This is a genomic window from Arthrobacter sp. TMN-49 (assembly GCF_054511095.1).
Genome location: NZ_JBTNDH010000008.1, coordinates 51,772 through 76,894 on the forward strand (window position 1 = coordinate 51,772; position 25,123 = coordinate 76,894).

General features: G+C 62.2%; 21 protein-coding genes and 1 pseudogene. 9 read left to right on the forward strand and 13 right to left on the reverse strand.

Going from position 1 to position 25,123, the window contains the following annotated elements:
* Entirely contained in the window at window positions 1-1,347 is a 1,347-nt protein-coding gene (locus ACX80E_RS05385; protein ID WP_459300881.1) for a GNAT family N-acetyltransferase, read from the reverse strand.
* Between the two features lie 145 nt (window positions 1,348-1,492).
* On the reverse strand, window positions 1,493-4,243 hold the full coding sequence (polA, locus tag ACX80E_RS05390; protein ID WP_459300932.1) for a DNA polymerase I: 2,751 nt from the start codon (window positions 4,241-4,243) through the stop codon (window positions 1,493-1,495).
* 1 nt (window position 4,244) lies between these two features.
* Here polA and ACX80E_RS05395 point away from each other — a divergent pair, with 1 nt between their 5' ends.
* The gene (locus ACX80E_RS05395; protein WP_459300882.1) at window positions 4,245-4,703 is read left to right on the forward strand and encodes a hotdog fold thioesterase; all 459 of its coding nucleotides are present in this window, start codon (window positions 4,245-4,247) and stop codon (window positions 4,701-4,703) included.
* 90 nt (window positions 4,704-4,793) lie between these two features.
* On the opposite strand, the gene ACX80E_RS05400 is transcribed toward ACX80E_RS05395, so the two are convergent.
* Both ACX80E_RS05400 and ACX80E_RS05405 read right to left on the reverse strand, forming a co-directional pair.
* Window positions 4,794-5,048 (reverse strand): hypothetical protein, encoded by a 255-nt coding sequence (locus ACX80E_RS05400; protein WP_459300883.1) that lies wholly within the window; start codon window positions 5,046-5,048, stop codon window positions 4,794-4,796.
* Complete coding sequence (locus ACX80E_RS05405; RefSeq protein WP_459300884.1) at window positions 5,045-6,484, reverse strand: inorganic phosphate transporter; 1,440 nt, start codon at window positions 6,482-6,484, stop codon at window positions 5,045-5,047. The genes ACX80E_RS05400 and ACX80E_RS05405 overlap by 4 nt, the downstream gene beginning before the upstream one ends.
* A gap of 274 nt (window positions 6,485-6,758) precedes the next feature.
* Here ACX80E_RS05405 and ACX80E_RS05410 point away from each other — a divergent pair, with 274 nt between their 5' ends.
* A complete protein-coding gene (locus ACX80E_RS05410) occupies window positions 6,759-7,748 on the forward strand; it encodes a pirin family protein (RefSeq protein ID WP_459300885.1) in 990 nt (329 codons plus the stop codon).
* 168 nt (window positions 7,749-7,916) lie between these two features.
* Here ACX80E_RS05410 and ACX80E_RS05415 read toward each other — a convergent pair whose 3' ends face one another.
* The 3 genes from ACX80E_RS05415 to ACX80E_RS05425 form a co-directional block, all read right to left on the reverse strand.
* Window positions 7,917-9,005 carry an LLM class flavin-dependent oxidoreductase gene (locus ACX80E_RS05415; protein WP_459300886.1) on the reverse strand — a complete coding sequence of 363 codons (1,089 nt, stop codon included), beginning with the start codon at window positions 9,003-9,005 and terminating at the stop codon, window positions 7,917-7,919.
* Between the two features lie 97 nt (window positions 9,006-9,102).
* The gene (locus ACX80E_RS05420) at window positions 9,103-10,338 is read right to left on the reverse strand and encodes a pyridoxal phosphate-dependent aminotransferase (protein ID WP_459300887.1); all 1,236 of its coding nucleotides are present in this window, start codon (window positions 10,336-10,338) and stop codon (window positions 9,103-9,105) included.
* Between the two features lie 91 nt (window positions 10,339-10,429).
* A complete protein-coding gene (locus tag ACX80E_RS05425) occupies window positions 10,430-12,148 on the reverse strand; it encodes a long-chain-fatty-acid--CoA ligase (protein WP_459300888.1) in 1,719 nt (572 codons plus the stop codon).
* 300 nt (window positions 12,149-12,448) lie between these two features.
* On the opposite strand from ACX80E_RS05425, the gene ACX80E_RS05430 reads away from it, so the two are divergent.
* The 3 genes from ACX80E_RS05430 (at window position 12,449) to ACX80E_RS05440 (ending at window position 15,452) form a co-directional block, all read left to right on the forward strand.
* Complete coding sequence (locus tag ACX80E_RS05430) at window positions 12,449-13,084, forward strand: uracil-DNA glycosylase family protein (RefSeq protein ID WP_459300889.1); 636 nt, start codon at window positions 12,449-12,451, stop codon at window positions 13,082-13,084.
* Window positions 13,085-13,318: 234 nt separating this feature from the next.
* On the forward strand, window positions 13,319-14,149 hold the full coding sequence (locus ACX80E_RS05435; RefSeq protein WP_459300890.1) for a hypothetical protein: 831 nt from the start codon (window positions 13,319-13,321) through the stop codon (window positions 14,147-14,149).
* A gap of 232 nt (window positions 14,150-14,381) precedes the next feature.
* The gene (locus ACX80E_RS05440) at window positions 14,382-15,452 is read left to right on the forward strand and encodes a PQQ-dependent sugar dehydrogenase (protein WP_459300891.1); all 1,071 of its coding nucleotides are present in this window, start codon (window positions 14,382-14,384) and stop codon (window positions 15,450-15,452) included.
* A 60-nt stretch (window positions 15,453-15,512) separates the two neighbouring features.
* On the opposite strand, the gene ACX80E_RS05445 is transcribed toward ACX80E_RS05440, so the two are convergent.
* From ACX80E_RS05445 to ACX80E_RS05455, 3 genes and pseudogenes are all read right to left on the reverse strand, one after another.
* A complete protein-coding gene (locus tag ACX80E_RS05445; RefSeq protein ID WP_459300892.1) occupies window positions 15,513-16,349 on the reverse strand; it encodes a sugar phosphate isomerase/epimerase family protein in 837 nt (278 codons plus the stop codon).
* A complete protein-coding gene (locus ACX80E_RS05450) occupies window positions 16,346-17,569 on the reverse strand; it encodes a dihydrodipicolinate synthase family protein (protein WP_459300893.1) in 1,224 nt (407 codons plus the stop codon). Before ACX80E_RS05450 ends, ACX80E_RS05445 begins: the two co-directional genes overlap by 4 nt.
* A gap of 2 nt (window positions 17,570-17,571) precedes the next feature.
* Window positions 17,572-18,560: pseudogene (locus tag ACX80E_RS05455) on the reverse strand (Gfo/Idh/MocA family protein).
* Between the two features lie 219 nt (window positions 18,561-18,779).
* On the opposite strand from ACX80E_RS05455, the gene ACX80E_RS05460 reads away from it, so the two are divergent.
* Both ACX80E_RS05460 and ACX80E_RS05465 read left to right on the forward strand, forming a co-directional pair.
* Complete coding sequence (locus ACX80E_RS05460; RefSeq protein WP_459300894.1) at window positions 18,780-19,577, forward strand: LacI family DNA-binding transcriptional regulator; 798 nt, start codon at window positions 18,780-18,782, stop codon at window positions 19,575-19,577.
* A gap of 190 nt (window positions 19,578-19,767) precedes the next feature.
* On the forward strand, window positions 19,768-20,190 hold the full coding sequence (locus ACX80E_RS05465) for a pyridoxamine 5'-phosphate oxidase family protein (RefSeq protein WP_459300895.1): 423 nt from the start codon (window positions 19,768-19,770) through the stop codon (window positions 20,188-20,190).
* Window positions 20,191-20,413: 223 nt separating this feature from the next.
* On the opposite strand, the gene ACX80E_RS05470 is transcribed toward ACX80E_RS05465, so the two are convergent.
* Together ACX80E_RS05470 and ACX80E_RS05475 are read right to left on the reverse strand one after the other, a co-directional pair.
* On the reverse strand, window positions 20,414-20,971 hold the full coding sequence (locus ACX80E_RS05470) for an AMIN-like domain-containing (lipo)protein (protein WP_459300896.1): 558 nt from the start codon (window positions 20,969-20,971) through the stop codon (window positions 20,414-20,416).
* 57 nt (window positions 20,972-21,028) lie between these two features.
* Window positions 21,029-21,166 (reverse strand): hypothetical protein, encoded by a 138-nt coding sequence (locus tag ACX80E_RS05475; RefSeq protein ID WP_459300897.1) that lies wholly within the window; start codon window positions 21,164-21,166, stop codon window positions 21,029-21,031.
* Window positions 21,167-21,350: 184 nt separating this feature from the next.
* Here ACX80E_RS05475 and ACX80E_RS05480 point away from each other — a divergent pair, with 184 nt between their 5' ends.
* Window positions 21,351-21,935: a hypothetical protein gene (locus tag ACX80E_RS05480; protein ID WP_459300898.1), complete on the forward strand. Its 585-nt coding sequence runs from the start codon at window positions 21,351-21,353 to the stop codon at window positions 21,933-21,935.
* A 26-nt stretch (window positions 21,936-21,961) separates the two neighbouring features.
* On the opposite strand, the gene ACX80E_RS05485 is transcribed toward ACX80E_RS05480, so the two are convergent.
* Window positions 21,962-24,241 carry a transglycosylase domain-containing protein gene (locus tag ACX80E_RS05485; RefSeq protein WP_459300899.1) on the reverse strand — a complete coding sequence of 760 codons (2,280 nt, stop codon included), beginning with the start codon at window positions 24,239-24,241 and terminating at the stop codon, window positions 21,962-21,964.
* A 212-nt stretch (window positions 24,242-24,453) separates the two neighbouring features.
* Between ACX80E_RS05485 and ACX80E_RS05490 the strand changes: the two genes are divergently transcribed.
* A complete protein-coding gene (locus tag ACX80E_RS05490) occupies window positions 24,454-25,074 on the forward strand; it encodes an L-threonylcarbamoyladenylate synthase (protein ID WP_459300900.1) in 621 nt (206 codons plus the stop codon).
* Window positions 25,075-25,123: the final 49 nt, after the last annotated feature.

Below are 25,123 nucleotides of genomic sequence, written 5' to 3' on the forward strand. Positions count from 1 at the left end.
CTAGAAGTTGGTCATGCAGTGGGCAGTTTCCGGGGCCGCGAACATGGCGTCGAACACGCCCACTGCTCCGCTGCTGCCTTCACGTACGCGGCCCGCGGCAAGGAGCGTCTTGGCCGTGACACCGCCCAGGTACAGGCTGGACAGTTCGCTGACGCCCATGCTCAGCTCGGCCTCCACCGAACCATCCTCGGGGCAGCGCGTCACAGTGGCCTTGCCGTGGGCCACCTCGATCCGGAAGATCCCGGAGGCATGACCTAGGGGGTCGCCAATGTGGATCACGATGGACCCGTCGGTGGCGTACTCACGGGCGGCCAGGGCGCCGGGGGTGTCCAGAATGCGCAGCCACAGATGGTCCTCGGAGGCCGTGCGCTTGTAGTCGCGTTTGGCAGCCATGGCCCATTCCAAGGGGTCCACCACGGGCGCCATGTCCCAGGTGATGACGTCAATGAGATCCAGAGAGCCCAGGTAGTTCCACAGGGCCAAATATGCGCCGTCCGTGACGGCCAGGAAGTCCACAATCTCCACCGCCGAACGGCTCTTCTCATCGCTGGGCTTGTACGTCACATAGCCGTCCACGGCCCCGGCAGCGTCGTAGTGGAGCGCCGCCCGAACGTTCTTCAACGGTTCGACGGCGCCGTAGTTGCCTTGTCCTGCGGCGGCCAGCCTGTACATGTCGTGGCGGCCAATAGACCCATAGGAGCTGGCATGAACGCGTTCGAAGACCTGGTTGTGAAGGTCCCGCACAGTGCCGAGCGCAGCGATTTCCACCACGCCCACGGATGCGGCGGCGGGCACGATGAATTCCAGCCCGCCCTTTACTGTCACCTCGATGCTGCTGGTGTGAGTTGCGACGCCGAACCCGAACCGTCCGTAGATGGTGGCTTCCGACGCCGTCAGCGCAGCTATGGGGATGCCTGCCGCTTTCGCCTGGGCCAAGTCGGAGTCCATCATGGCCCGCAACAAGCCACGACGGCGATGGCTGGGACGCACTGTCACAGCGGTGATCTGGTGGACCGGTAGCAGCGTACCGGCACCCACATTCAAGCTTTTGCGGTGGTAGGCGTAGGTGGCAACTGGGTATTCCACATCCCAAGCCCCCGCCGGCGGCTGGGCGTCAATGAGGTACGCGCCGGTGACCATGCGGCCATCGACTTCTTCGCTGGTGACGTAGAACGTCAGCGCCTCATCGGTGAGAACATCCCCATGGAATCCCAGCGCAACGGCATCGGCCCACTTGGACAGTTCCGAAGAGACCTTCCCCTCGACACGGCGCGACGGAAAAGTCCGCAGCTCATAGGGGAAGGACCGGGCTGCCCGGTTGCTGGCGGGTTCATAACTCTGTGGCACGGCGATACCTTTCGTAAACGAACAAAAGCAATGGCAAATACTCAGCGGATTGTGCCCACTGCTGGGAGAGCCGGATTGGGCCCACGCGCCCGAGGGGCCCCAGATGCAGACGCGCCAGCGGCTGCACCTGGGGAGGGCGTGGGGACTAGTGCCCGGCGTCGTTCCAGCTGGCGCCCAGACCCAGCTGAACCTCCAGCGGAACCAGCAAATCTGCTGCGGCACCCATCTGCTCCACGACCAAGGCCTTGACTGTTTCCAGCTCTCCCGGCCAGACTTCCAGGATCAATTCATCGTGGACCTGAAGGAGCATGCGGGACTTGAGGTCCTGACGTTTCAGCTCGGCAGCCACACCCAACATGGCGTGCTTCATGATGTCCGCCGCTGACCCCTGAATGGGTGAGTTCAAGGCGATGCGTTCGGCGAGTTCACGCAGTTGCCTGTCGGGGCTGGAAAGATCGGGCAGGTAGCGGCGTCGGCCCTCAATGGTTGAGGTGTACCCGTCAATGCGGGCTTGTTCCACCACGCCGCGGAGGTAGTCGCGAACCCCGCCGAACCTGTCGAAGTAGTCCTTGACCAGGGTCCGGGCCTCATCCACGGAAATTTCCAGCTGCTTGGAGAGGCCGAAGCTGGTCAACCCATAGGCCAAGCCGTAAGACATGGCCTTGACCTTCGAACGCATGGCTGAGGTGACTTCCGCCGGTGCCACACCAAATACGTGGGAGCCCACATAGCGGTGCAGGTCCTCGCCCTCGGCATAGGCCTGGATCAGTCCGGCGTCCCCGGAAAGGTGCGCCATGATGCGCATCTCAATCTGGGAGTAGTCGGCTGCCAGAAGACAGTCGTAGCCTTCGCTGACCACGAAGATGTCCCTGACCCGGCGTCCCTCTTCGGTCCTGACCGGGATGTTTTGCAGGTTGGGGTTGTTGGAGGACAACCGGCCCGTGGCCGCCACGTTTTGCGCGTAGGTGGTGTGAATGCGCCCGTCCTCGGCCACGGACTTCTTCAGGGTCTCCACCATTTGCTTCAGCTTGGACGCTTCACGGTGCGCCATGAGCTGGGCCAGGAACTCATGCCCGGTCTTCTCCAGCAGCGCCTTCAGCGAGGCGGCATCAGTGGTGTAGCCGGTCTTGATCTTCTTGGTCTTGGGCAGGCCCAGTTCCTCAAACAAGACTTCCTGCAGCTGCTTGGGTGAGCCAAGGTTCACTTCGTGGCCAATGGCCGCATAGGCTGCGCTCTGGGCGGCGTTCATGGCCGCCGTGAAGTCTGCCAGCAAGACAGCCAAACGTTCCTGCGAAATGGCAATACCCGTCAATTCCATCCGCGCCAGAACCGCCGCCAGAGGCAGCTCCAACTCACGCAACAGCACGGCCGCGCCACGCTCGATCAGCTGTGGGGCGAGGTGCTCGCTGAGCAGCAACGCCACATAGCCGCGCTGCACAGCATCGGCTAGGGAGGTGTCCTCGCTCAGACCCAGATCAAGTTGCCCGCTGGACTCCTGCACGCCCGCTTCGAAGCCGACCTTCAAATGAACCTGGCTCAGTTCGGCGAGTTCGTAGCTGCGGCGATCGGGTTGGATCAGGTAGCCGGACAAGGAGGTGTCGTCCTTGACACCTGTCAGGGACAAGCCCCGCACCGACAGCGCTTTCAGCGCCTCCTTGTATTCGTGCACCACTTTGGGCGTGTCGGATTCCAGCCAGCTGGCCAACGCCGATTCCAGTGCCGAATCTGCCGTGCGCAAGTCCACCACAACGGCAGAGTCGGCACGGACCACGGCGACGGCGACTGCTTCGTGTGCCAGCCCCAGCTTTTCGCTCACAACATCAATGGCGCACAGGCCCTCCCCTGCCAACCACTCCTGGAGGTGCGCAGCCTCGGTGACCACGCGGTGGGCGGGCACTACGTGGGCCTCGCCGTCGTCCTCCGACGCCGCCTCACCGAACAGGTCAAAGAGGCGTTTGCGCAGTTGGTTGAATTCAAGGGAATCGAACAGTTCCTCCACGGCGTCCCGGTTCGGGGCCTGCAACACCATCTCCGCCAGCGGAACGGGCAAGTCCATGTCACGCAGCAGGTGGTTCAGGCGGCGGTTGCGCTTGACGTCGTCCACATTCGCGCGCAGGGACTCCCCCACCTTGCCTCCAATGGCGTCCAGATTCTCCAGGATGCCTTCGAGCCCGCCGTACTGGTTGATCCATTTGGCTGCCGTTTTGGGGCCGACGCCGGGCACCCCGGGGAGGTTGTCGGCGGTTTCGCCCACCAGGGCGGCCAGGTCCGAGTACCTGTTGGGCGGCACAAAGTATTTGGCCTCCACGGAGGCGGCGTCCATGGGCGGGATCGCGGAAATACCCTTGGTGGGGTATAGCACCGAAACCTTGTCGGTGATGAGCTGGAAGGCGTCACGGTCGCCGGAAACGACCAAGACGTCCCAGCCGGCAGCCTCACCCTGGGTGGACAAGGTGGCAATAATGTCGTCAGCTTCAAAGCCGTCCACCGAAATGGTGGGGATGTTCATGGCGGCCATGACCTTGATGATCAGATCAATCTGGCCGTAGAACTCCTCGGGCGTCTTGTTGCGCCCGGCCTTGTATTCGGTGTACTCCAACGACCTGAAGGTGGGCGTGTCCAGGTCAAAGGCCACCACCACATGGGAGGGTTTGCGTTCCTTGATCATGGTCAGCAGCATGGCGGTAAAACCGTGGACGGCGTTGGTGTGCTGACCGGATTGGGTCACAAACTTATCCACCGGCATGGCATAGAAAGCCCTGAAAGCCATGGAGTGGCCATCGATGACCAACAGGCGCGGCGTTGCGTCTTCCGACAGTCCGGAATCGGGGGTGGTTGGTGCACTGGACTGGGGGGCCGTTTTGGCAGATTCACTCACAAGTGTCAGCCTAGTCATCATGAGCGAAAATTTCACACCGCATCCCCGGGCAGCTGAACTATTGACGGCAGGGATTCCTGCCGAATTCCATCAAGTTTTGGGCCACCATGGGGTGGGGACACTGGTGGTGAAGATGGGCATCGTGTTCACCACCATGGGCGTCGACTCCATGGTGGCCACCATGCCGGTGGAGGGCAACACCCAGGTCACGGGGTTGCTGCACGGTGGCGCGCACGTGGTTCTGGCCGAAACGCTGGGCTCCTTCGCCGCAGCTTTCCATGCCGGCGCCGGCAAGAAAGTAGTGGGCATTGAGATCAATGCAACACACCACAGGGGCGCCGTTGCGGGTCTTGTCACCGGCACGGCCACACCCATTCACTTGGGCCGCACCCTCGCCACCCACGAGGTGGTCATGACAGATGAGTTGGGCCGCCGGCTCTCCACCTGCCGCATCACCAACATGATCCTGGACGCCTAGCCCGCCCGTCCCGTCACCCACGACGCCGGCCACTGACCTTCCGCGAAAAACGAAAGGTCAGTGGCCGGCGTCGTACGCTGTCAGCGATTCTTAGAACAAGCGGTCCAGCATGGCAAAGAACGGCTCGTTCAGGTGCGGCACAATCAAGACAATGCCGAGCGCAACGGCTAATACGCAGAAACCGAAGCACACGTAGGAGCCCCATTTGGCGGCCTGGTTGACGTTGTCAGCGTCGTCACCGCTGACGGCTGTCAGGCGCACGCCCAGGGAGTACATGACAACAACGAACCCGGCACCCACCAAGGTGGTCAGGGCTACTGAGACAAATCCGAGCCAGTCGATCATTTCTTCCCCTTCTTGGTGGCAGTCTCTTCCGTACCCAAGGGAGTCTCAACAACTTCCTCCTTGGCCAGGGGCGCCGCACCAACCTTTTCCTTGACCTTGGGAGCCTCGGCGGCCTTGGTCATGGCCTTCAAAACGGCAGTGTCGGCCGTGTCCAGTGCGGCTTGGGCGGTGGCCCGGATGGCAGCAGCCTCGGCGGCACGCTTGGCCGCCTTCTGAGCTGTTTTTTCCGCCGCACGTGCCTTGGCGGCCAGGCGTTCACGTTCCTTTTTGCTGGGAATGTGCATAGCCTCGCCCACGGCGTCAACATCGCTGATCGCATTGCTGTGATCAACGGTTTCGCGCTGGGACAGCACAAACATGATGGAGATGGCGCTCAAACCCAGAACAGCAACAATGACGATGCCCACGGCGCCGGTGCGGATCAGCAGGGCAGCCAGGCCACCCACGAATGCCGCGGCCGGGAGCGTGAACAGCCATGCCAGGCTGATCTTGCCAATGGCCCGCCAGCGAACCGTGGAACCCTTGCGGCCAAGGCCTGAACCAATGACGGAGCCTGAGGCCACGTGCGTGGTGGAGAGGGCAAAACCGAGGTGGCTGGAGGCCAAAATGGCTGTGGCCGTGCTGGTTTCGGCCGCGAATCCCTGGGCGGGCTTGACGTCTGTCAGCCCCGAACCCAGGGTGCGGATGATGCGCCAACCGCCGGCGTAGGTGCCGGCCGCGATGGCAATGGCGCACGTGGCAATGACCCAGAAGTGCGGTCCGGTGCCGGATTCCTGAAGACCTGACGCCACCAGAACCAAGGTGATGACACCCATGGTCTTCTGGGCGTCGTTGGTGCCGTGGGCCAAGGCCACCAGCGAGGAGCTGAAGACCTGGCCGCGGCGGAACCCGCCACGTTTCTGGGTGCGCTTGTCACCAGAATCGGTGTCCGAACGCTTGGTGATGGAATAGGCCATCTTGGTGCACAGGTAGGCCACCAGACCGGCGATGGTGGGCGCCAACAGGGCCGGCAGCAGCACCTTGGAGAGAACCACCATGAAGTTCACAGCCCCGAAGGACCAGGTGCCAACAATGGCTGCGCCAATCAGCCCGCCGAAGAGGGCGTGCGAGGAGCTTGAGGGCAGGCCAAGAAGCCAGGTGAACAAATTCCACAGGACTGCGCCCATCAACCCGGCAAAGATCATCTCCGGGGTGATGGCAACACCGTTGGGCCCGCCCTCATTGATGATGCCGCCGGAGATGGTCTTAGCCACTTCAGTGGAGAGGAAAGCTCCCACAAGGTTAAGAATCGCGGCCAATGCTACGGCTGTCTTGGGCTTGATGGCGCCTGTGGCAATGGGTGTAGCCATTGCGTTGGCGGTGTCATGAAAGCCATTCGTAAAATCAAAGAAAAGGGCTAGTGCTATGACAAGCACAACCATGAAGGTGAGATCCACCCGCGGTCCAATCTAAAGAGGGCAATTGCGGACTAAAAAAGTCTAATAGGAAAACCGGCACACATCTGCCCGCAGCGCGGAAAGCACCCCGGCAACATGTCTATACAACCTTATGCTGCTGCGACGCTTTTTTGGCGCGCCCAACACTTTTCCTGTTCAGCTGATGTCCGGCGGAGCCGTAGCAGGGCAGCTGCGAGGCGGGTGTCGAGCGTTACGCTGGGGCTGTGGCCAACAATTCGGCACAGGGACCGAACGCACTGAAAGGTAACTTCCCATGAGCAACTTGGAAGTGGCACCCCCGGAACTGACCTGCCCCAGCAATCCGGGCACTGTGGAGGTTCTGGAGCCCCGTGAAGTGCCACTGGGTGGCCCCCGCGCCATGCCTGTCCGGCGGACACTTCCTCAGCGTGAGCGGTCCCTCATCGGGGCGTGGTGCTTCCTGGATCACTATGGCCCGGACAATGTGGCGGCCACAGGCGGCATGGCCGTTCCACCGCATCCGCACACGGGATTGCAAACTGTGAGCTGGCTATTCACCGGCGAAATTGAGCACGCCGATAGTGCTGGATATCACGCCACGGTCAGGCCCGGCGAGCTGAATCTGATGACCGCGGGGCGGGGCATCAGCCACTCCGAATACTCCACAGCCGCCACCACCATGTTGCATGGCGCTCAGCTGTGGGTGGCCTTGCCCGCGGAGGCCCGCTTCACGGAGCCCACCTTTGCGCACTACGCCCCGGCCGCTGCGAGTCTGCCCGGCGCCGTGCTGCGTGTGTTCTTGGGCGTGTTGGCCGGTCAGGTCTCGCCCGTGCACACGTTCACGCCCCTGCTGGGAGCTGAGATCCTGCTCGACGCCGGTGCAACCCTCACGTTGGAGGTGCGGACCGACTTTGAGCACGGCGTTCTGGTCGATGAGGGGACGGTGACGGTGGCGGGACAGCCCCTGGCCTACGCCGAGCTGGGCTATGTGGGGCCCGGGCATGCGAGCCTGACTATGGTGGCTGGACCCGATCCTGTGCGACTCTTGCTGATTGGTGGGACACCGCTGGGGGAATCCATTGTGATGTGGTGGAACTTTGTGGGTCGCACCCACGAGGAGATTGTTGCCTTCAGGCGCGCGTGGCAGAGCGTCATCGGTGTGGAGCACGCTGCCATGGACGACGCCGGACCCCACTTCGGTCTACCGGGCCACCTCACGGACGCTCCTTTGCCGGCCCCCGTGCTGCCCGCCGTGAGGCTGCGGCCGCGCGCCAACCCGAGCTGAGCCGCCCACGCGCCTGCGTGCCGTTAGGCCCACATGTTGCGCCACTTTGAGGGTGGCGCAACATTGGGGAACAAACCGTGCGCAGAATCGATCTGGAGCGCATTATCTGCACACTGACCGGGCGGTCACGGCCAAAACAGCACGGAGTTCAACGAGATCACAGCTGGTTCAGCCTTCGCGGAGGTTGTCCCGCACCATGGGGGCCACCTTCGTGGCGTAGAGCTCAATGCTCTTCATCATGGCCAAGTGAGGCAGTGTGCCGTGGCTGTACTTCAGATCGAAGCGTGAAAGCCCCAGTGACTTCGCCACGGTGGTGATCTTGGTGGCGACAGTTTCCGGTGAGCCAACCATCAGGGCGCCGCGCGGACCTGCCGTGACGTCAAACTCTGCACGGGTCAAGGGCGGCCAGCCGCGGTCACGGCCAATGCGGTTGTGCATGGCTTGGTAGTGCGGCCACAGCTCATCCTTGGCCTGCTGGTCAGTTTCAGCAATGTGACCGGGGGAATGTACCCCAATGGGCTGCACTGGATGGCCAAATTCCTTCAGCGCCCGGTGGTAGAGCTCGGCAAATGGCGCAAACTGCTGCGGCTCCCCGCCAATGATGGCCAACATCAACGGCATGCCGTATTGCGCCGCCCGGACCACTGACTGCGGGCTGCCACCGACGGCGACCCACGACGTCAGCGTTCCTGACTCGGTGTGCGGGTACACCATTTGTTCGCTGAGGGCGGGGCGGGTGTTGCCGCGCCACGTCACGGGGCCCTGCTTGCGCAGCTCGTTGAACAGTTCAAGTTTCTCTTCAAAGAGTTCCTCATAGTTGGCCAGGTCAAAGCCAAACAACGGGAAGGACTCGGTGAAGGAGCCACGGCCCAGGATGACCTCGGCGCGGCCGTTGGAAACGGCGTCGAGCGTGGAAAAACGCTGGAACACCCGGATGGGGTCATCCGAGCTGAGAACTGTCACGGCCGAGCCCAGTCGGATGCGCTCGGTCTGCCCGGCGATGGCTGCCAGCACCATGTCCGGGGCGGAGATGGCAAAGTCGCCACGGTGATGCTCGCCGACGCCAAAGTAGTCCAGCCCCAGCTTGTCGGCCAGTACGGCTTGTTCGACGACGTCGCGAATGACGTGCGCCGCCTGCTTGGGTACGCCGTTCTCATCAACGGTGATGTCACCAAAGGTGTCCAAGCCCAGTTCAATGCCGCCGTTTTCGCTACTGCGCCGTTCAAGGGTGCCGTTTGTCACGGGAATACCGTCCATTTCTCAACGAAAGTCCGGGGCCGCCAACACCCCGCTATGAATATGCGTTTGCATCTACTTTCACAACCGGGGGTTGGTGGATTCTATTCCCTCGCCGTTAGCGGCGCAGCAGCGTGGCCTTGCTCCGGTAGACAGCCAGGAACGTGGAGATGCGCCGCACGGCCTCTTCAATATCATCCACCGAGGGCAGGATGACGAAGCGGAAATGATCCGGCGTTGGCCAGTGGAAAGCCGTGCCGTGGCTAACCAGGATCTTTTGGTCCTGCAAGAGTTCGATCACGAAATCTTCATCGGATTCGATGGGGTACATGTCCGGGTCGAGCCTGACGAACAGGTACATGGCTCCGGCGGCAGGCACACACGACACTCCCGGTAGGGCGTTGAGCAGCCGTGCGGCGACGTCGCGCTGCTCCCGCAACCGTCCGCCGGGCTTGATGAGGTCGTTGATGCTCTGGTAGCCGCCCAGGGACGTTTGAATGGCGTGCTGGGCCGGCACGTTGGCGCATAGACGCAGTGACGCCAACAATTCCAGCGACTCCTTAAAGCCCGCCATGGCGGCGCGCGGACCGGACAAGGCCACCCAGCCCGCCCGGTAGCCCGGCATCCTGTACGCCTTGGACAGGCCACTGAACGTGAGCGTGCAAACATCCTTGGACATGGCCGCCATGTGAAGGTGGGTGTGGCCGTCGTAGAGTATTTTCTCGTAGATCTCATCCGAGAAAATCACCAGATCGTGTTTGCGCGCCAGTTCCACAAACGCTTCAAGAATATGGCGCGGGTACACCGCGCCCGTGGGGTTGTTGGGGTTGATGATGACTATGGCGCGCGTGTTGGGCGTGATTTTGCTTTCGACGTCGGCCATGTCGGGCCACCACTCGTTGTCTTCATCGCACAGATAGTGGACAGGGACCCCGCCGGTGAGCGTGACAGACGCCGTCCACAACGGGTAGTCGGGGGCCGGAATCAGGACCTCGTCGCCGTTCTCTAGGAACGCCTGCAAGGTCATGGAAATGAGTTCGCTGACTCCGTTGCCAACAAAGATGTCATCCACCCCAATAGTCATCAAACCCTTGGTTTGGTAATACTGGGAGATGGCTGTGCGGGCCGAGAAGATGCCCTTGGAATCGCTATAGCCCTGGGCCCCGCGCAGGTGGTGGATCATGTCAACAACAATTGATTCGGGCGCTTCGAGGCCGAAGGGCGCCGTGTCGCCAAGGTTCATGCGCAGGATACTGTGTCCCTCCGCCTCCATTTTCTGGGCGGCATGAAGGATGGGGCCACGAAGTTCATAGCGAACGTTGGCCAATTTGCTGGAATATTGCATGGGGCGCATGCCTTCCATTTTCACACAAGGGTGAGGGCGCAACGGTGAACTGTCCAAATCTCGGGCAGGCGCCGCACCCAACTGGCGGCCACTGACCGGCCTAGAGGGTGGGCAGCACCTGCTCCTTGACCTGCTTGCGCAGAATCTTGCCCAGCATGGAGCGGGGCATGTCAGCGACTTGCACAATCCGGACTGGAACCTTGTAGCTCGTCATGCGCTCCCGGCAGTACGCGCGCAGGGCTGGCTCATCCAGCTCGGTGCCGGCCTGGAGCTGGACTGCTGCAACCACCATTTCGCCACCCCGTTCCAAGGGCTTGCCGAAGACGGCGACGTCGGCCACGCCGTCGTGCAGGCGAAGAACGGCCTCCACCTCGGAGGGGGAAACGTTGAAGCCACCCGTGATGACGAGCTCCTTGGACCTGTCCACGATGGTGGTGAAACCGTCCGGGTCCACTGTCACGATGTCACCTGTGTGCAGCCAGCCATCCTCCGTCAGTACCTTGGCTGTTTCTTCGGGATTGTTCCAATAGCCCTGGAAAACCTGTGGGCCCTTGAGTAGCAATTCCCCCCGCTCCCCCTGCGCAACGTCCACGCTGGCATCATCCACATCGACAACCCTCATCAGAGTGGAGGGGAAGGGCACGCCAATGGTGCCGGTGCGCCGCGTGGGGTGAAAGGGATTTCCCAGCGCCACGGGCGAGGATTCGGTCATGCCGTAGCCCTCCACCAACAGGCCACCGGAGACTGACTCCCACAGCTCCACCACACGGTCGGGCAAGTTCATGGCGCCGGAGATGGCGTACTTGCATGACAGCAGCGAGACGCCCTTCTCCTTCGCAGCCAATGCTGTGCGCTCGTAGATGGGCGGCACCGCACAATATACAGTGGCCGGGGACTTCTTCATGGCGGCCAACACCAGATTGGTATCGAATTTTGGGAACAGCACGAGCAGCCCTTGTTTGCGGATGCCAAAGGTGAGGTACAAGGTCATGCCGAAGGCGTGGAACATGGGCAAGATGGCGTAGAGGACTTCCTTGCGCACTTGCGCGCCGTGCATCCATGCCTCACCCTGGCGGGCATTGGAATACAGGTTGAAGTGGGTGAGCATGGCGCCCTTGGGGTGTCCTGTGGTGCCGGAGGTGTAGCCGATCACCGCCAGATCCTGCACGTGCGGGCGAGGGTGGGCGGAGTCGATCCTGCCGTGGGCCAACAACTCCTTCCAGGTCATGGCGCCCGGCGCCGATACTGTCAGTGCGCTGCGTGTGTCCCTGAGTTTCTTCACCGGTAAGTGCAAGGCGAGCCGCTTGATGGTGGGGAACGCAAGTAAAAGATTCACCGCCACGATGTGGTCAATCTGGACGTCGGCGGGGAACTGGCGCACAGCTGTCACTGCCTTGTCCCAGGCAATGACAACCCGGGCCTGATGGTCTTCAAATTGGTGCCGGAGCTCGCGTGCTGTGTACAGCGGGTTGTGCTCCACCACCACCGCGCCCACACGCAACACCGCATAAAACGCCACAACGTGCTGCGGACAGTTGGGCAAAATCAGGGCCACCCTATCCCCCGCCCGCACACCCAGACGGCGCAGACCCTCGGCCGCCTGTGCCACCTGCTCCCCCAATTCGCGGTAGCTGGTGCGGCGGCCAAAGAACTCCAGCGCTGGGTGGTCACCGCCCTCGGCGACAGCGTGCTCAAACATGGCGACCAGGGACTCGGTGGGAAGTTCAATATCTGCCGGGACGCCTGGCTGGTAGTTCTTCACCCACGGTGGGGTTGGGGAGTCTTGGGGCCAGGTGGTGGACTGCTCAATGTTCGCCATGCCACCATTTTGCCGCCAACGCCGCCGCGGTGTCGAATACGGCGGGCAAGGCCAGCTGCGGCCCTCCCGCCCCGCGCACAACGTCTAGGGTCCGGCGTCGAACATTCGGAGTTGAAGGGGAAAAACAGGCGATTCGGGGGCTGTCGCCTTTCTCACACTCGAGAATTTCTCCGTTCCCTTAGCACACCCCGGGCAGCCCATGGACCGGCGAAGATTGCTAAGCTGAGAAGCCGGACATGGCCCCCATGCTGGGTAGCTGCCCCCAACACTCTCATTCCCTCAAAGGAGAACAACGCCTCAATGACATCCGTGGCCACTGAATCACTGCGTGACCAGCTTTGGAATCGCCGTTATGACGAGAACATTGCCCCCATCACCGAGCTGTGCGACAGCCTTGCGGAAGCCCGGCCCGAGCAGCAGGTGGCCTACGTGGACCCCGTTCACGATGTCGACGAGTGCAAGATCATCAGCCTGTTCTCCAATGTTGGCGAGATGGACGAGTCGGGCTTCATCACAGCCGGCGACGAGCAGGCAGCAACACGGCTTTTGGGTATCCACTGGCAGATTGGTCTGCGCCCCAGCCTGGTCATGCCCTGGAATGTGCACCCGTGGTTCACCCCGGGTGAGCCCAACGGACGCCTCACCGCACCGCAGATTGAGCAGGGTCTGCGCCCGCTGGTGAAGTTCATGACGATGGTCCCGCGCGCATCGGCACTGGTGGCGCACGGCACCGAGGCGCACCGGCTGGCCGATCAGCTCCTGAAAGCGCAGGGGCCCATGCTGTACAAGCGTGGATTCGGAATTTACAAGGTCCGTTCGCTGTCCGGTCGCAGCTTTGCCGGCTCGCCCGAGCGTCAGGAACAGTGGCTGCTGGAATCGGCCAAGGCCTACGCCGAGTCAATGACCCGCAACGGCATCCCCGTCAAGGGCCGCTAACTCTCCGCAACTTTCTCAACTGACCCGCAGAAAACGCCGAAAAAATGCGATTTTGATCGTTTTTTCGGCGTTTTCTGCGGGTCAGATGTGGTTAAGGCGCGACGGCGGGACCCACCTCCCGGGACTGCCCGGTGCCCTTCCTCGCGGCGGCCCGGGCGAGTAGCATTTAGTGCGTCGCTAAACCGTGGCAGCATTGCCACTCGCCCGAGCGGAGCCGGTCCAAAGGAGTGCACCATGCGTGCATCAAGCGAGCAACACAGCAGTCCCGCAGCAGTCCCGCAGCGCGGGAAGACTACCCTCGTGAACAGCTATCGGGCGGCATTGCGGGCAGGTGGAATTGCTGTCGTTGTCGCCGGGCTCGCAGGCACAGCATGGTTTGCCTTGGAAGTCATGCCGCCACTCCTCGGCTTCGAGGACACAGACAACCCCGCCGTAAGTCTGGAGTATCTGCGCCAGTACCCACGGATTTACTCCCTCGCCGGCATTGCGGTGTTCATCGTGGCCGTGGCTCTTGTCGTGGCGAGTTTCGCCGTCTCCGATGTGCTTGCGCCGCGGACAAACAGCCTCACCCGACGCAGCCTGAGCGCGCTGGGGCTCTTTTCAGCTGCCTTCTTCTTCATGCACGGAGTGTTGCGCTCCTCAGTGGGGGCCCTGCTCTACATCGAATCACTGAACAGCGGCTGGGGCGAGTCCACCTATCTCGCCGTTCAGGCGTTGGGAATCCACGGTTTCGCCCAGGCAGGGATAATGACGCTCGGCCTCTGGGCTGTGGGAATCTGTGCCGCCGGAGCTCGCTCCCGCACTCTTCCACTGTGGCTATGTGCCCTGGGAGTCTTTCCCGGCCTCCGGGTCGTGATCCTCATCGCAGGTCCCTTCATGACGGCCGCAACGAGCGATTCTGACGCGAACGCGGCAACCGGTGCTGGCGACATGTCCGAGTTTCTCTGGCTTGGCTCCCTTGCGCTGATCCCACTGGCAATGCTGTGGTGGATTGGCCTCGGTGTGGTGCTGTTGGTCAAGTCTCGCCGCAACCGCCAGCAGAGAACACTCCACTCGGCCCAGTAAGGCAAACCAAGATCGCCCGCGGCGGCCTGAGTGCGAGTTCACCGCCGGCGGTATCTGTCCACGCAGCCAGAGCTCATCCACCGAAAATGGGATGCGGCGGATTGATCCTCTGCGGTATGCTCGGCGCATGAGCCCCTGCGCAGTGCAGCCTGGCGGACGGAGCCGCCCACATGGCTTCCGGTTCTTTGCGGCTGCAGTTTCTTTGGCAGCGGCACTTCCCATGGCAGCTTGTGTGCCCAACTCCCCCGCACCAATGCCCAACCCTGCGCCCTCAACTGCGCCCTCACCAACGCAGAGTAGCTCGGCTGCTGCAACGGCCAGCACCGGGGATGTGGTGACAGGGCTCCAATCCCCCTGGTCGATGGTGTTGCTGGCCGATGGTTCCCTGTTGGTCAGTGAACGTGACACGGGACAGATTTTGGAGGTTTCAGAAACGGGGGCCAAGCGAGGCATAGGTGCAGTCCCGGGCGTGGTCCCGGCCGGAGAAGGCGGTCTGTTGGGGCTCGCCGTTGGTCCGGGATGCGTCGATACGGCTGCACCCTGCGTTGACTTGTTCGCCTACCTAACCACCGGAACTGACAACCGGATTGTCCGCATCCCCGTCCAGGGGGCTGCCGGTGTGCGGGCCCTCGGGGCGCCGGCAACCATCCTTGAAGGAATCCCCAAGGCCAGCAATCACAATGGTGGCCGGCTGGCCTTCAGCCCTGACGGCATGCTTTACGCCACAACGGGTGACGCCGGGAACCGAAACGCCGCTCAGGACGCCGCATCATTGTCGGGAAAGATCCTGCGGTTGACTCCTGGCGGCGGAATCCCGACCGACAATCCGTTCCCGGGCAGCCGCGTTTGGTCCCTGGGGCATCGCAACCCGCAAGGCATTGCGTGGGACGGTCAGGGCCGCATGTGGGCCTCCGAATTTGGCCAGAACACGTGGGATGAGCTCAATGAGATCCAGCCGGGCAGCAACTATGGCTGGCCGGTGGTGGAGGGCAAGGGCGACGACGCCCGCTTCATCAACCCGGTACTGGAGTGGCCCACGAACGAGGCTAGCCCCAGCGGGATTGCGATCCAAGGGACCACCTTGTACATGGCCGCCCTGCGCGGGGAACGCCTGTGGGTCGTTGAGCTGGCCGGGCCTCCCCGGGCGCAGGCCCGGCTGATCGGGGCATATGGCCGGCTGCGCGACGTCGCGATAGCTGGCGACGGCAGCCTGTATATCTTGACGAACAATACGGACGGCCGAGGCAATCCCCGGCAAGGTGACGACAGGATCGTGGCTCTCCTCCCAACTGGCCCGCAGTAAACGGCGAAAATTCACGGAAATCGCGTGTTTTTCGGCGTTTTCTGCGGGCCAGTTGGGTGGCTAGCGCAGGTGCGGGGCCACCAGCTCGGCGTAACGGGACTTCACTGTCTCGATGACAGCGGCGAAAGGCTGGGTCCAGATGTCCTCGTTGAAGATTTCCACCTCAACCACGCCGTCGTATCCTGCCTCGGCAACCCAGGCGCCGATTGAGGCGAAGTCGATCACGCCGTCGCCCATGAAACCGCGCGACAACAGAGCGTCGGCGGCGATGGGCAGGTTGAAGTCGCACACGTGGAAGGTGTCAACCACCACGCCCACTGCCTCCACGGGGTGCGGGGCCGCAAGATCCAGGGCTTGGCCCAGCGTCGACAGGACGGCCCTGTCTGCGGCATACATGGGGTGCAGCGGTTCCAAAACCAGGCGCACTCCGTGTTCCAGGGCGAACGGCACCAGTTCCGCGAGCCGGTCAGCCACGCGCTGGCGTGCAAGCACAAAGTCCTTGCCGCCGGTCACGGCCGCTGCCGTTCCGCCGCCGTCAACGCCGCGGTCAACGGCGCCGGGTGAGACGCTGAAGTCCGGCAGGCCGCCGACAACCATGATGATCTCGGACGTGCCGAGGGCTTTGGCTTCCAGGACGGCTGCCTTGTTGTCCGCGAGGGCCGCGGCCTGCCCGGCCTCATCGGCTGCCGTCAGGAAACCGCCGCGGCACAAGCTTGAAACCTGCAGGCCGGATTCGCGCACCATCTCAACGGCCGTCGCCAGGCCAATGTCGGCAACCTTGTCGCGCCACAGGCCAATGTGAGTCAGACCCGCGGCTGCCGTCAAGGAGAGCGCCTCTGCCAGCGAGGCCCTCTTGATGGTCGCGGTATTGATGGACAGCTTCTCAAACGTGCTCATACTGTGGCGCCCTGCCTGACAAGCGAGGCAACCCCGGCGGTGTTCAAGAAACCGGACATGCGTGATGCGGCAAGCTCTGGATGGAGCAGCAGACCGGCCGTGTTGGCCAAGTGGAACAGCTTCACCAAATGGTTGAGGTCGCGGGCGGCGTGCAGGCCACCGATCATCTGGAACCCGGGCTGGAAGCCGTTGAGCCACGCCAGGAAGGCGATCCCTGTCTTGTAGTAATAGGTGGGCGCCTCGAAAATGTGCAGTCCCAGGTCCGTGGTGGAATCCAGGATGGCACGGGCTTCGGCGGGGCGGCCGGCGTCGTACTCCTGCAACGCCGTGGACGCGGCCGGTGCAATCGCGGCAAAGATGCCAAGGAGCGCATCCGAATAGTGCGCGCCGTCGCCGTCAATGAGCTCGGGGTAGTTGAAGTCATCGCCTGTGTAGAGCCGCACGCCTTCGGGCAGCGACGCGCGCAGCGTGACTTCGTGTCCGGCGTCGAGCAGGGACACCTTCACGCCGTCGACCTTTGCCGCATGGGTCTCGATGAACTGCTGGAACGTGGCCGTTGCGGCTGCCACGTCCTCGCTGCCCCAGTAGCCGGCCAGGGCGGGATCGAACATGATGCCCAACCAGTGCAACACCACCGGCTCCTTGGCCTCGGTGAGCAGCGTGCCATAGAGGGCAAGGTAGTCGGCGGGGCCGGACGCAACCGTGGCCGGAGCGTGCGAGGCCATGATGATGACCTTGGCACCCGACGCTTCGACGACGGCGATCTGCTCACGGTAAGCGGCCAGAACCGCCGCCAATCCAGCGATGCCGGGCCCGACGGCGGCCGGGTCCAGCTGGTCTGTGCCGGCCCCGCAGGCCAGCAGGTCGCGCACGGTCCGCTCCGGGGAAGCGACAAGCGCAGCCTCGGTGGCGGTGCGCTTGATGAGCTGCTGTGTGGCGGCCCAGTCCAGGCCCATGCCGCGCTGCGCGGTGTCCATGGCGTCGGCGATGCCAACGCCCCAGCTCCACAGTTCGCGGCGGAACGCCAACGTGGCATCCCAGTCAATGTCGGCCGGGGCGCCGGGGACGTTGTGGCACAGAACCTTGGGCGTGACGTGGGCAGTCGCGTAGACCTTGCGGCAACGGATCACTTCGGTGGGCTTGCGCCACGGCCCGGTTTTGTTCAGGGTCAGGGTTTCCAGCTCGCCGTCCGGGCGCGGAAGCGTCAGTGAGATGGTCATGATTACAGCTCGATTTCCGGGATGTCCAGGGTGCGGCGCTCGGCGGAGGACTGCAGGCCCAGTTCGGCAAGCTGCACGCCGCGCGCTGCTGAGAGCAGGCCGAAGCGGTGTTCGCGGCCGGCAATGGCGTCGCGCAGGAACTCTTCCCACTGCAGCTTGAAGCCGTTGTCCAGATCGGCATTGGCGGGAACCTCGGCCCACTGCGCGCGGAAGGACTCGGTGACGGGCAGGTTCGGGTTCCAGACGGGCTTGGGCGTGTGGGCGCGCTGCTGGGCAACGCACTTGTTCAAGCCAGCAACAGCCGAACCGTGAGTGCCGTCGATCTGGAATTCCACCAGTTCGTCGCGGTAAACGCGCACAGCCCAGGAGGAGTTGATCTGGCCGATGACGCCCTCAAGCACGTAGTTCCAGTGGCAGAACATGTCGGTGGTCATGCCGCCGCCATCTTCCTTGCGGTAGTCACAGGAGGGACGCTGGGCCGCCTGGTGATCGCCCTCGAACACCCAGTAGCCGAACTCGCCACGGATGGACAGGATGCGGCCAAAGAAGCCCTCATCGACAAGGCGGCGCAGTTTGACCAGGCCCGGCAGGTACAGCTTGTCGTGCACCACGCCCGCCGTGATGCCGCCCCCCTGACCAATGCGGGCCAACTTGATGGCCTCCTCGAGGGTCTCCGCCGTGGGCTTCTCGGTGAAGATGTGCTTCCCATTGGCCATGGCCTTCTTCAAGGTGGCCGCGCGCAGGCTGGTCATGGAGGCGTCAAAGACGACGTCGACGGTGGGGTCGGCTATGACGGCGTCCAAGTCGGTGGACCAGTGCTCCACGTTGTGGAGTTCGGCGAGCTCGCACACCTTGGCCTCGTTGCGGCCCATCAGGATCGGCTCGATGGCAACCCTGGTGCCGTCTTCCAGGAACAATCCGGAGTCACGCAGCGGTAGGATGGACCGCAGCAGGTGCTGACGGTAGCCCATGCGCCGGTGATGCCGTTCATGGCGATTCGAACAACAGCAGGCTCGCCCGCAGCTGAGGCGGCGGTTTGCCCGGTGGAAGCTAAAAGAGTCACTGTGATCTCCCGGTATTTGTTGCAAGTGTGTGCCGGGAATCCCTGCGTGGCCTAAAGTTTGGAAAGCGCTTTCCAATAAGTGCTGAACCTACCACCGGGTCAAGACAATTCTGAGACCGGAAAATATTTCACGACAGGGACTCTCACGTGCCCGTCAAACTAATCGAAGTGGCCCGGCATGCCGGCGTGTCCCTGGCTACAGCATCAAGGGTGATTAACGGATCCAGCAGGACGCCCGCCGCCGAGATTGCCAGACGGGTAAAGTCAGCCGCAGAGGAATTGGGATATGTGGCCAATGCCCAGGCCCTGGCACGTTCCACGACCGGGCTGGTGGGTTTGGTGGTCCACGACATTGCTGACCCGTACTTTTCCGCGACCGCCCATGGCGTGCAGCAGGCGGCCCTGCAATCGCACCACCAGGAGCTGTTGGCTGGCACCGATATTGCTGGCGACGGCGACTCCCCCGGCGACGCCGAACTTGCGGCCGTCAACGCGTTCGTTTCCTACCGCACCGACGCCATCATTCTGGCTGCTTCACGGCTCCTGCAAGAGGATCTACGACTGACCAAGGCTCTCTCGCAGTACATTCACAATGGCGGCCGCGTGGTCACCCTGGGCACCTCCGCCATCCCGGATGCCCAGGTCCTGACTGTGGCCAACCGCGAGGGAGCCACGGCTTTGCTGGCGGCGCTGGTGGCCCAAGGAATCATTCGCTTAGGGATTCTGGCGGGACCGCATGAAAGCAATACGGCACGTGTCCGCGTGGAAGGCTTCATGCAGGGCCTTGCCGCGGCAAAACTTGAGCCACTCGCCGTCGTGCATGGAGCATTCACCAGCACGGGAGGCTACGACGCCACGCTGGAGTACTTGGATTCGCTCGGTGACACGGGTGATGTCCTGTCTGCTTTGAAGCACGACGCCGGGTCCCCCGGACTGACCACGTAAAGCCTGCCCCTTGAGGACATGGGCAGGCTGACTGCCGAGATGGCGCTTAACCCGGCCGGCAAGCAGACAAACAGCGTCACAGGCGCCGTGGTGCTTCGTGAAAGCGCTGGCGGGCGCACGCCGGCCAGCAGTAAGCCTTTCGGCTGGAAATCTGGTGTCTATTCGGGTCCTGGTGAGGCATAATCACACCATGACTACTGATGAGCGCCCCGGTGAGAATATGTCCGTCGACGAGGCGTGGCAGTTTCTGGCCAACACGAGCTTTGGCAGACTGGCGCTGAGCGTAGCCAACCAGCCGGACATCTTCCCCATCAACTATCTGGCCCAGGAACACAGACTCCTCCTCCGAACCAACCCGGGAACCAAGCTGGCCGAACTGACCATCAACGACACAGTAGCCTTCGAGATCGATGGACTTGCCGAAAACCAGGCATGGAGCGTTGTCCTCAAGGGAACTGCGCGGGTGCTGGAGTCGCAAACAGAGATTGACGCGGTCATGGACCTACCCCTGACGCCATGGTTGCCAACGCTGAAGTACACGTTTGTGGAGATCACGCCCAGCAGTGTTCGAGGGATCCGCTTCCACCTGGGAGCAGAGCCGGAGCGTTACTAGACCTCAAGTCGCACCAACAACGCTTCGACAAGTCAACCCAAACTGTCAACGTGAACCTGGGTAGACACCCCTCACCGAATAACCCCGCGCCGGTGCTGAGAAGCGACGGCCTAGTTTCATTCGGCCGCAACATGGCGGGCCCAACACACGTGCCGCCGTCGTTCCTTGAAATACAGGAGCAACGGCGGCAGTGGAGGCCTCGACTAGGCAGTGCCGGGGACAACTACCAGCGATGGGCCACACCCAGCACTATCCGAGACGTGTTCCCCGGACCATCCAGCACGAATACGTTGAACGGCAGCCTGGCCCTGACGCCCACACCGAAGTGGGTGTAGCCCTCAAAGCTGCCCGTCATCGCGAGCTGGCGGAAGGTGGCGTAGCCGGCCGTGTTGACCAGCTCATTCCTATTGGCTGGTGAATAGGTGGGCAATCCGGTGCTTTGATCGTAAGCGGCCACGAGAACAACAACCTGCAAGTACGCCCCGCCTCTCAGCGCGACGGGAAGCCCACTGCCGGGCTGCAAAACAGTTGAAACGTACTTCACGGTGTAGCCGTTGGCATGGCCCCGAACGTCGATGACCATGCGGTCAAAGCACGCATGCCTGCCCGCACGAACATTTGTGACGGACCCGCCCGAAAAAGTCCCGGCGGACTTGGCCAGCGAGCCCCACGTGATGCCACAGTAAGGCGACACGGAAGCGGCCTGGGCAGGCGCCGGAGCAACCACAATAAAAGCTAGGAGCAACCCCACAATTGCTAGCCAAGTCTTGACGATTTTCATGAAAAACACCCTCTGTGGGAACCGGTGGATACCCTCGTCATTGAGGGTGATATCACGCTATTCCTTCAGGTCTCCCGGGCGCATCACCCCGCCAGCAAACTCCTCCAAACCGATACTGCCGTAGCTGCGCTGGTCATGATCGTTATCCAGATTTCCATAGTCGCCTAGTCGCCTAGTCGTGACCTTGTGCCTCACCTCGATTCATTTGGGGCATGGATTTGAAGATCCGCCCGAATGATGACTGAAATCCGCAGCGACGGATCAACCCCTTGACCCGGAGGCATTTTAGGCCTGCAATAGGTGTATGGCGACACGTCAGGTGCGCCTGCATGCAGCGTCCGGACGGTGCCGTCGGACCACGTTCGGGGAGGTGCCGAGAATGGTTTTCCTAGTACTTGCGGTGTTGGTCAGTCTCACCGCAGCCGTCACCGTATGGCTCATCCGCGCGCGCGCCCCGCAGGAGCATGATCCCGACTCGACCTTTTGGTACGCCTTCGCCGGCTTGTCCGTGGCGGCTCCGCTGATTCTGATTCCAGCATTGGCCAGCAATCTCATGTCGCTCGCGCTGCTTTCCCTGGCCCTGGCAACAACAGTTGTGACGCACAAACTGCTGGTGCGGCGCCACGTCATCGCCGCAGCCACGGCGCACCACGGGCAGCTCAGCCTGACCTTGAGCGCGGCTTCGCAGCAGCACGACGCCTTGCTGGCCCGATGGGGGCGCTACGAGTTGGATCCGGCAGCCACCATTGACTTCCCCACCATGAGCGATGTCCGGGTGCCCGAAACGTCGGCCCTGATCAAGGCACTCGGCGCCGCCGCAAGGTTGCGAAACAGTCTTGAGCCGCTCACGGAGGAGTCCCACGCGGACGACGGCGTTGCCGAGTACCAGCGAGCCGTCACCGCGCTGGCGGACGCCTTGGCGACGGCCGAGCAATCTGCGCACGGCTGCCTCGTCCAGCAGTAGTTCATTGAATCACCGCAGCGACGGCGCTACCGTGCGGGTTGCACCGGTTCGTCGGCCGGTGCAGGAACCTCGGGTGTTTCCGGAAACGATTCCAGACTTGGCTTGGGGTCATTAAACCCGGCCACCAAGGGTGCTGTGTTGGCGAGCATTTCTGCAGGCGGTGTGACCAACTCCGATCCCGCATAGGCCGGGTTCGCAGCTGCGGCGTTCATGACTGCCGCCCATTGGCCACCGGCCAGGTCTGCACCGTCAACACCGGCATAGTACTTGCCGTTGATGACGATGTCTTGATTCACGTATTCGGCACCGTTTCCCTTGTAGCTGCCAAACCACGACGCGGAGACTACCCCGCTGTTGCCGCCGATGGTCCAGGTATCAATGTTGCGGTCAGTGGTTCCGGTCTTGGCGAACGAGGTGGTCTTGTCGGCTAGGGGGATGTTCCAGCCTGATCCTCGCAGCAGCACACTGTTCAGGGCGTAAGTCACGCCGGCCGCAACATCAGCGCTGATGGTTCGCTTGCAGTCCGCGGAAGGGACAGGGTATTTGGTGCCGCCGGCGTCGGTAATGGCCGTCAAAGCGACGGGGTTGCAGCGCGTTCCGCCGCTGGCCAGGGTGGCAAACGCTGTCGCCATGTCCAGAGGCGCCACGTTTTGGGTTCCGAGCAGATTCGCGATACTGCTGAGGTCGTAGGGCTTATTGGTTCGCCCATCCTTCACCCCGGCTGCTGTTGCCATCTTTTGAATATTGCAAAAGTCCAGCGCTTTGGCGGTTTGAAACGTCACCGTGTTGATCGAGTTGTACAGGCCCTCATACGCGCTCATGGGATAGTAATGATCCGGATCGTCATTGGGCAGCAAGTCGGTGCCAGCGGCCGGGTCATAGAACCCGGTAGTGGGTCCACACGAGTTGGTCCACGGCTCACCTGCCGGGTAGGTGCGAACAGTGCCGTCGATCGAGGTCATCATCGAATGACCACTGTTGAGCCACTCCGCGAACACAAACGGCTTGAAGGTTGACCCGGCTTGAAAACCACCGGCACCATGAAGTGGCTGACCGTTGGCATCGTTGACGGGCAGGGCGAAATTGCCCATGTAATTCCCGGGCGCCGTCGCAGGATCGTACACAGTGTTCTGGGCCATCGTCAGGACTTTGCCGGTACCCGGTTGCACACTGACAATCGCCGCACCACGCTGCAGAGGGTCGGTGGCGCTAATGGTGGCGCTGGCTTGTTCCTGGGCAACCTTTTGCAAGGCTGAATCCAAGGTGGTGCGAATGGTCAGCCCGCCTTGGAGGAGGACTTTGGTCCTTTCCTCCACGGTGGCGCCGAAGGCCTTGTCGTTGAGCACAAGCTGCTGCACGTAGTCGCAAAAGTACTGTGCGGTCGCAGCGGCGCAACCTTGCGGGCTCGTGGTCAGGTGGAGGTCAAGTGGGGCCTTGATGGCAGCGTCGTAGTCTTTCTGACTAATGTTCTCTTGTTCTAGCATTCTGGCCAGAACATCGTTGCGGCGAGTGAGCACTAAATCTGGCTGGGTAACTGGATCGTAAGAGGCGGGCCTGTTGACCACGCCCGCCAGCGCCGCCGCTTGCGGCAGCGAAAGATCCTTGGCAGTGGTGTTGAAGTACAGTTTCGCTGCCGCCTCAATACCGTAGGCCCCGTTGCCAAAGTAAATGATGTTCAGGTAGCCGGCCAGAATGTCGTCCTTGGACGTCTTCTTTTCCAGTCCGATGGCCAGCTGGATTTCCGTGACTTTGTCAGCCATAGTCTTGTCCATACCAAACTTGGCTTCCTCGGATTTTCCGTCCGCAACCAGCTGTTCGATCAGCATGTTGTTGACATACTGTTGCGTGATGGTTGAGGCGCCCTGGCGCCCACCATTGGCAGTCGCCACCAGAGCCCTGATGATGCCGGTGGGGTCAATCCCGCCGTGCTCGTGAAACCGCGCATCTTCGATCGCAATGACGCCGTCTTTGATGAAGGGCGACATGCTGGCTAGATCTACCACCTTTCTGTCTTGGGCGTACAGCGTTGCAATAGTGGAACCGTCGGCAGCAAGAATGGTTGTTGTTTGCGCGGGTGCCGTGAAATCCATCGACGCCGGGACGGTGGTTAAGAAGTCGTCCACGCCAGCCACCGCCATCTTGGCTACGGCTGCTCCGGGCACGAACATGACAGCGACCAGCACGCCTATGACTGAACTGACCAGGAGCATGCGCAACAGTTTTGCGGAGGTGGTGGTACTGCCCCGGAGGGCGGCAACCGCCGAAACGAGGCGAACCTGAGGCTGCCGTGGTGAGTCGTCTGCCATGAAAGGCCTTCCGCTAAAGTACTGATTCGCCAAGGCAGCGTTCTGGGAGCTGACCCACGTGGCAAGAGTCCCTTTCAGCGTCCCCCGAAAAAATGGGAGTTAGCTGGAAGCGGTACTGCATTTCCGCGAGAACTCAGGCAACACGCCGCGAGTACATCACACCCTGCCCATCAATCACCTCAGAGTAGGCGCAGGCGTCGTATGCTCAATTCATGGCAAAATTCTTCGACGTTCATCCAGACGATCCACAGCCGCGTTCTGTCAGCCAAATCGTGGCCATCCTGCAATCCGGCGGGCTGATCGCGTACCCCACGGATTCTTGCTACGCGCTGGGGGCGCAGCTGGGCAACCGGGAGGCATTGGACAGGATCCGATCCATCCGTAGCCTGGACAACAAGCACCACTTCACCCTTGTCTGCAAGGATTTTGCGCAGCTGGGGCAGTTTGTCATGGTGGACAACGACATTTTTCGCAGCATCAAGGCTGTCACGCCCGGGCCGTACACTTTCATCCTTCCTGCCACCAAGGAGGTGCCCAAGCGTCTGGCCCATCCAAAGAAGAAGACTGTGGGCGTGCGCATACCGGACAGTCGCCTGATTCAGGCCATTTTGGCCGAGTTGGGCGAACCCATGCTCTCCAGCACGCTGCTCCTGCCCGATGAGGCCGAGCCCCTCACCCAGGGCTGGGAAATCAAGGAGGCCCTGGACCATGCGGTGGATGCTGTCATCGACGCCGGAGATGTTGGTGCCGAGCCCACCACAGTTGTTGACTTCTCCAGCGGCTATGCCGAGATTGTCAGGCGTGGCATGGGCGATCCCGGCCGTTTCGAATAAACCGTCACGGGTTGCTTCTGTGCTGTGCAGGTCCTGAATAAACGCGTAG

What these genes read in the sequence shown, in the direction of transcription:
- ACX80E_RS05490 (WP_459300900.1), top strand. Translation starts at nt 24,454, where the DNA reads ATGGCAAAATTCTTCGACGTTCATCCAGACGATCCACAGCCGCGTTCT.
- ACX80E_RS05435 (WP_459300890.1), top strand. Translation starts at nt 13,319, where the DNA reads ATGCGTGCATCAAGCGAGCAACACAGCAGTCCCGCAGCAGTCCCGCAG.
- ACX80E_RS05420 (WP_459300887.1), bottom strand. Translation starts at nt 10,338, where the DNA reads ATGCGCCCCATGCAATATTCCAGCAAATTGGCCAACGTTCGCTATGAA.
- ACX80E_RS05480 (WP_459300898.1), top strand. Translation starts at nt 21,351, where the DNA reads ATGGTTTTCCTAGTACTTGCGGTGTTGGTCAGTCTCACCGCAGCCGTC.
- ACX80E_RS05400 (WP_459300883.1), bottom strand. Translation starts at nt 5,048, where the DNA reads ATGATCGACTGGCTCGGATTTGTCTCAGTAGCCCTGACCACCTTGGTG.
- ACX80E_RS05425 (WP_459300888.1), bottom strand. Translation starts at nt 12,148, where the DNA reads ATGGCGAACATTGAGCAGTCCACCACCTGGCCCCAAGACTCCCCAACC.
- ACX80E_RS05450 (WP_459300893.1), bottom strand. Translation starts at nt 17,569, where the DNA reads ATGACCATCTCACTGACGCTTCCGCGCCCGGACGGCGAGCTGGAAACC.
- ACX80E_RS05470 (WP_459300896.1), bottom strand. Translation starts at nt 20,971, where the DNA reads ATGAAAATCGTCAAGACTTGGCTAGCAATTGTGGGGTTGCTCCTAGCT.
- ACX80E_RS05445 (WP_459300892.1), bottom strand. Translation starts at nt 16,349, where the DNA reads ATGAGCACGTTTGAGAAGCTGTCCATCAATACCGCGACCATCAAGAGG.
- ACX80E_RS05395 (WP_459300882.1), top strand. Translation starts at nt 4,245, where the DNA reads ATGAGCGAAAATTTCACACCGCATCCCCGGGCAGCTGAACTATTGACG.
- polA (WP_459300932.1), bottom strand. Translation starts at nt 4,243, where the DNA reads ATGACTAGGCTGACACTTGTGAGTGAATCTGCCAAAACGGCCCCCCAG.
- ACX80E_RS05410 (WP_459300885.1), top strand. Translation starts at nt 6,759, where the DNA reads ATGAGCAACTTGGAAGTGGCACCCCCGGAACTGACCTGCCCCAGCAAT.
- ACX80E_RS05465 (WP_459300895.1), top strand. Translation starts at nt 19,768, where the DNA reads ATGACTACTGATGAGCGCCCCGGTGAGAATATGTCCGTCGACGAGGCG.
- ACX80E_RS05430 (WP_459300889.1), top strand. Translation starts at nt 12,449, where the DNA reads ATGACATCCGTGGCCACTGAATCACTGCGTGACCAGCTTTGGAATCGC.
- ACX80E_RS05415 (WP_459300886.1), bottom strand. Translation starts at nt 9,005, where the DNA reads ATGGACGGTATTCCCGTGACAAACGGCACCCTTGAACGGCGCAGTAGC.
- ACX80E_RS05485 (WP_459300899.1), bottom strand. Translation starts at nt 24,241, where the DNA reads ATGGCAGACGACTCACCACGGCAGCCTCAGGTTCGCCTCGTTTCGGCG.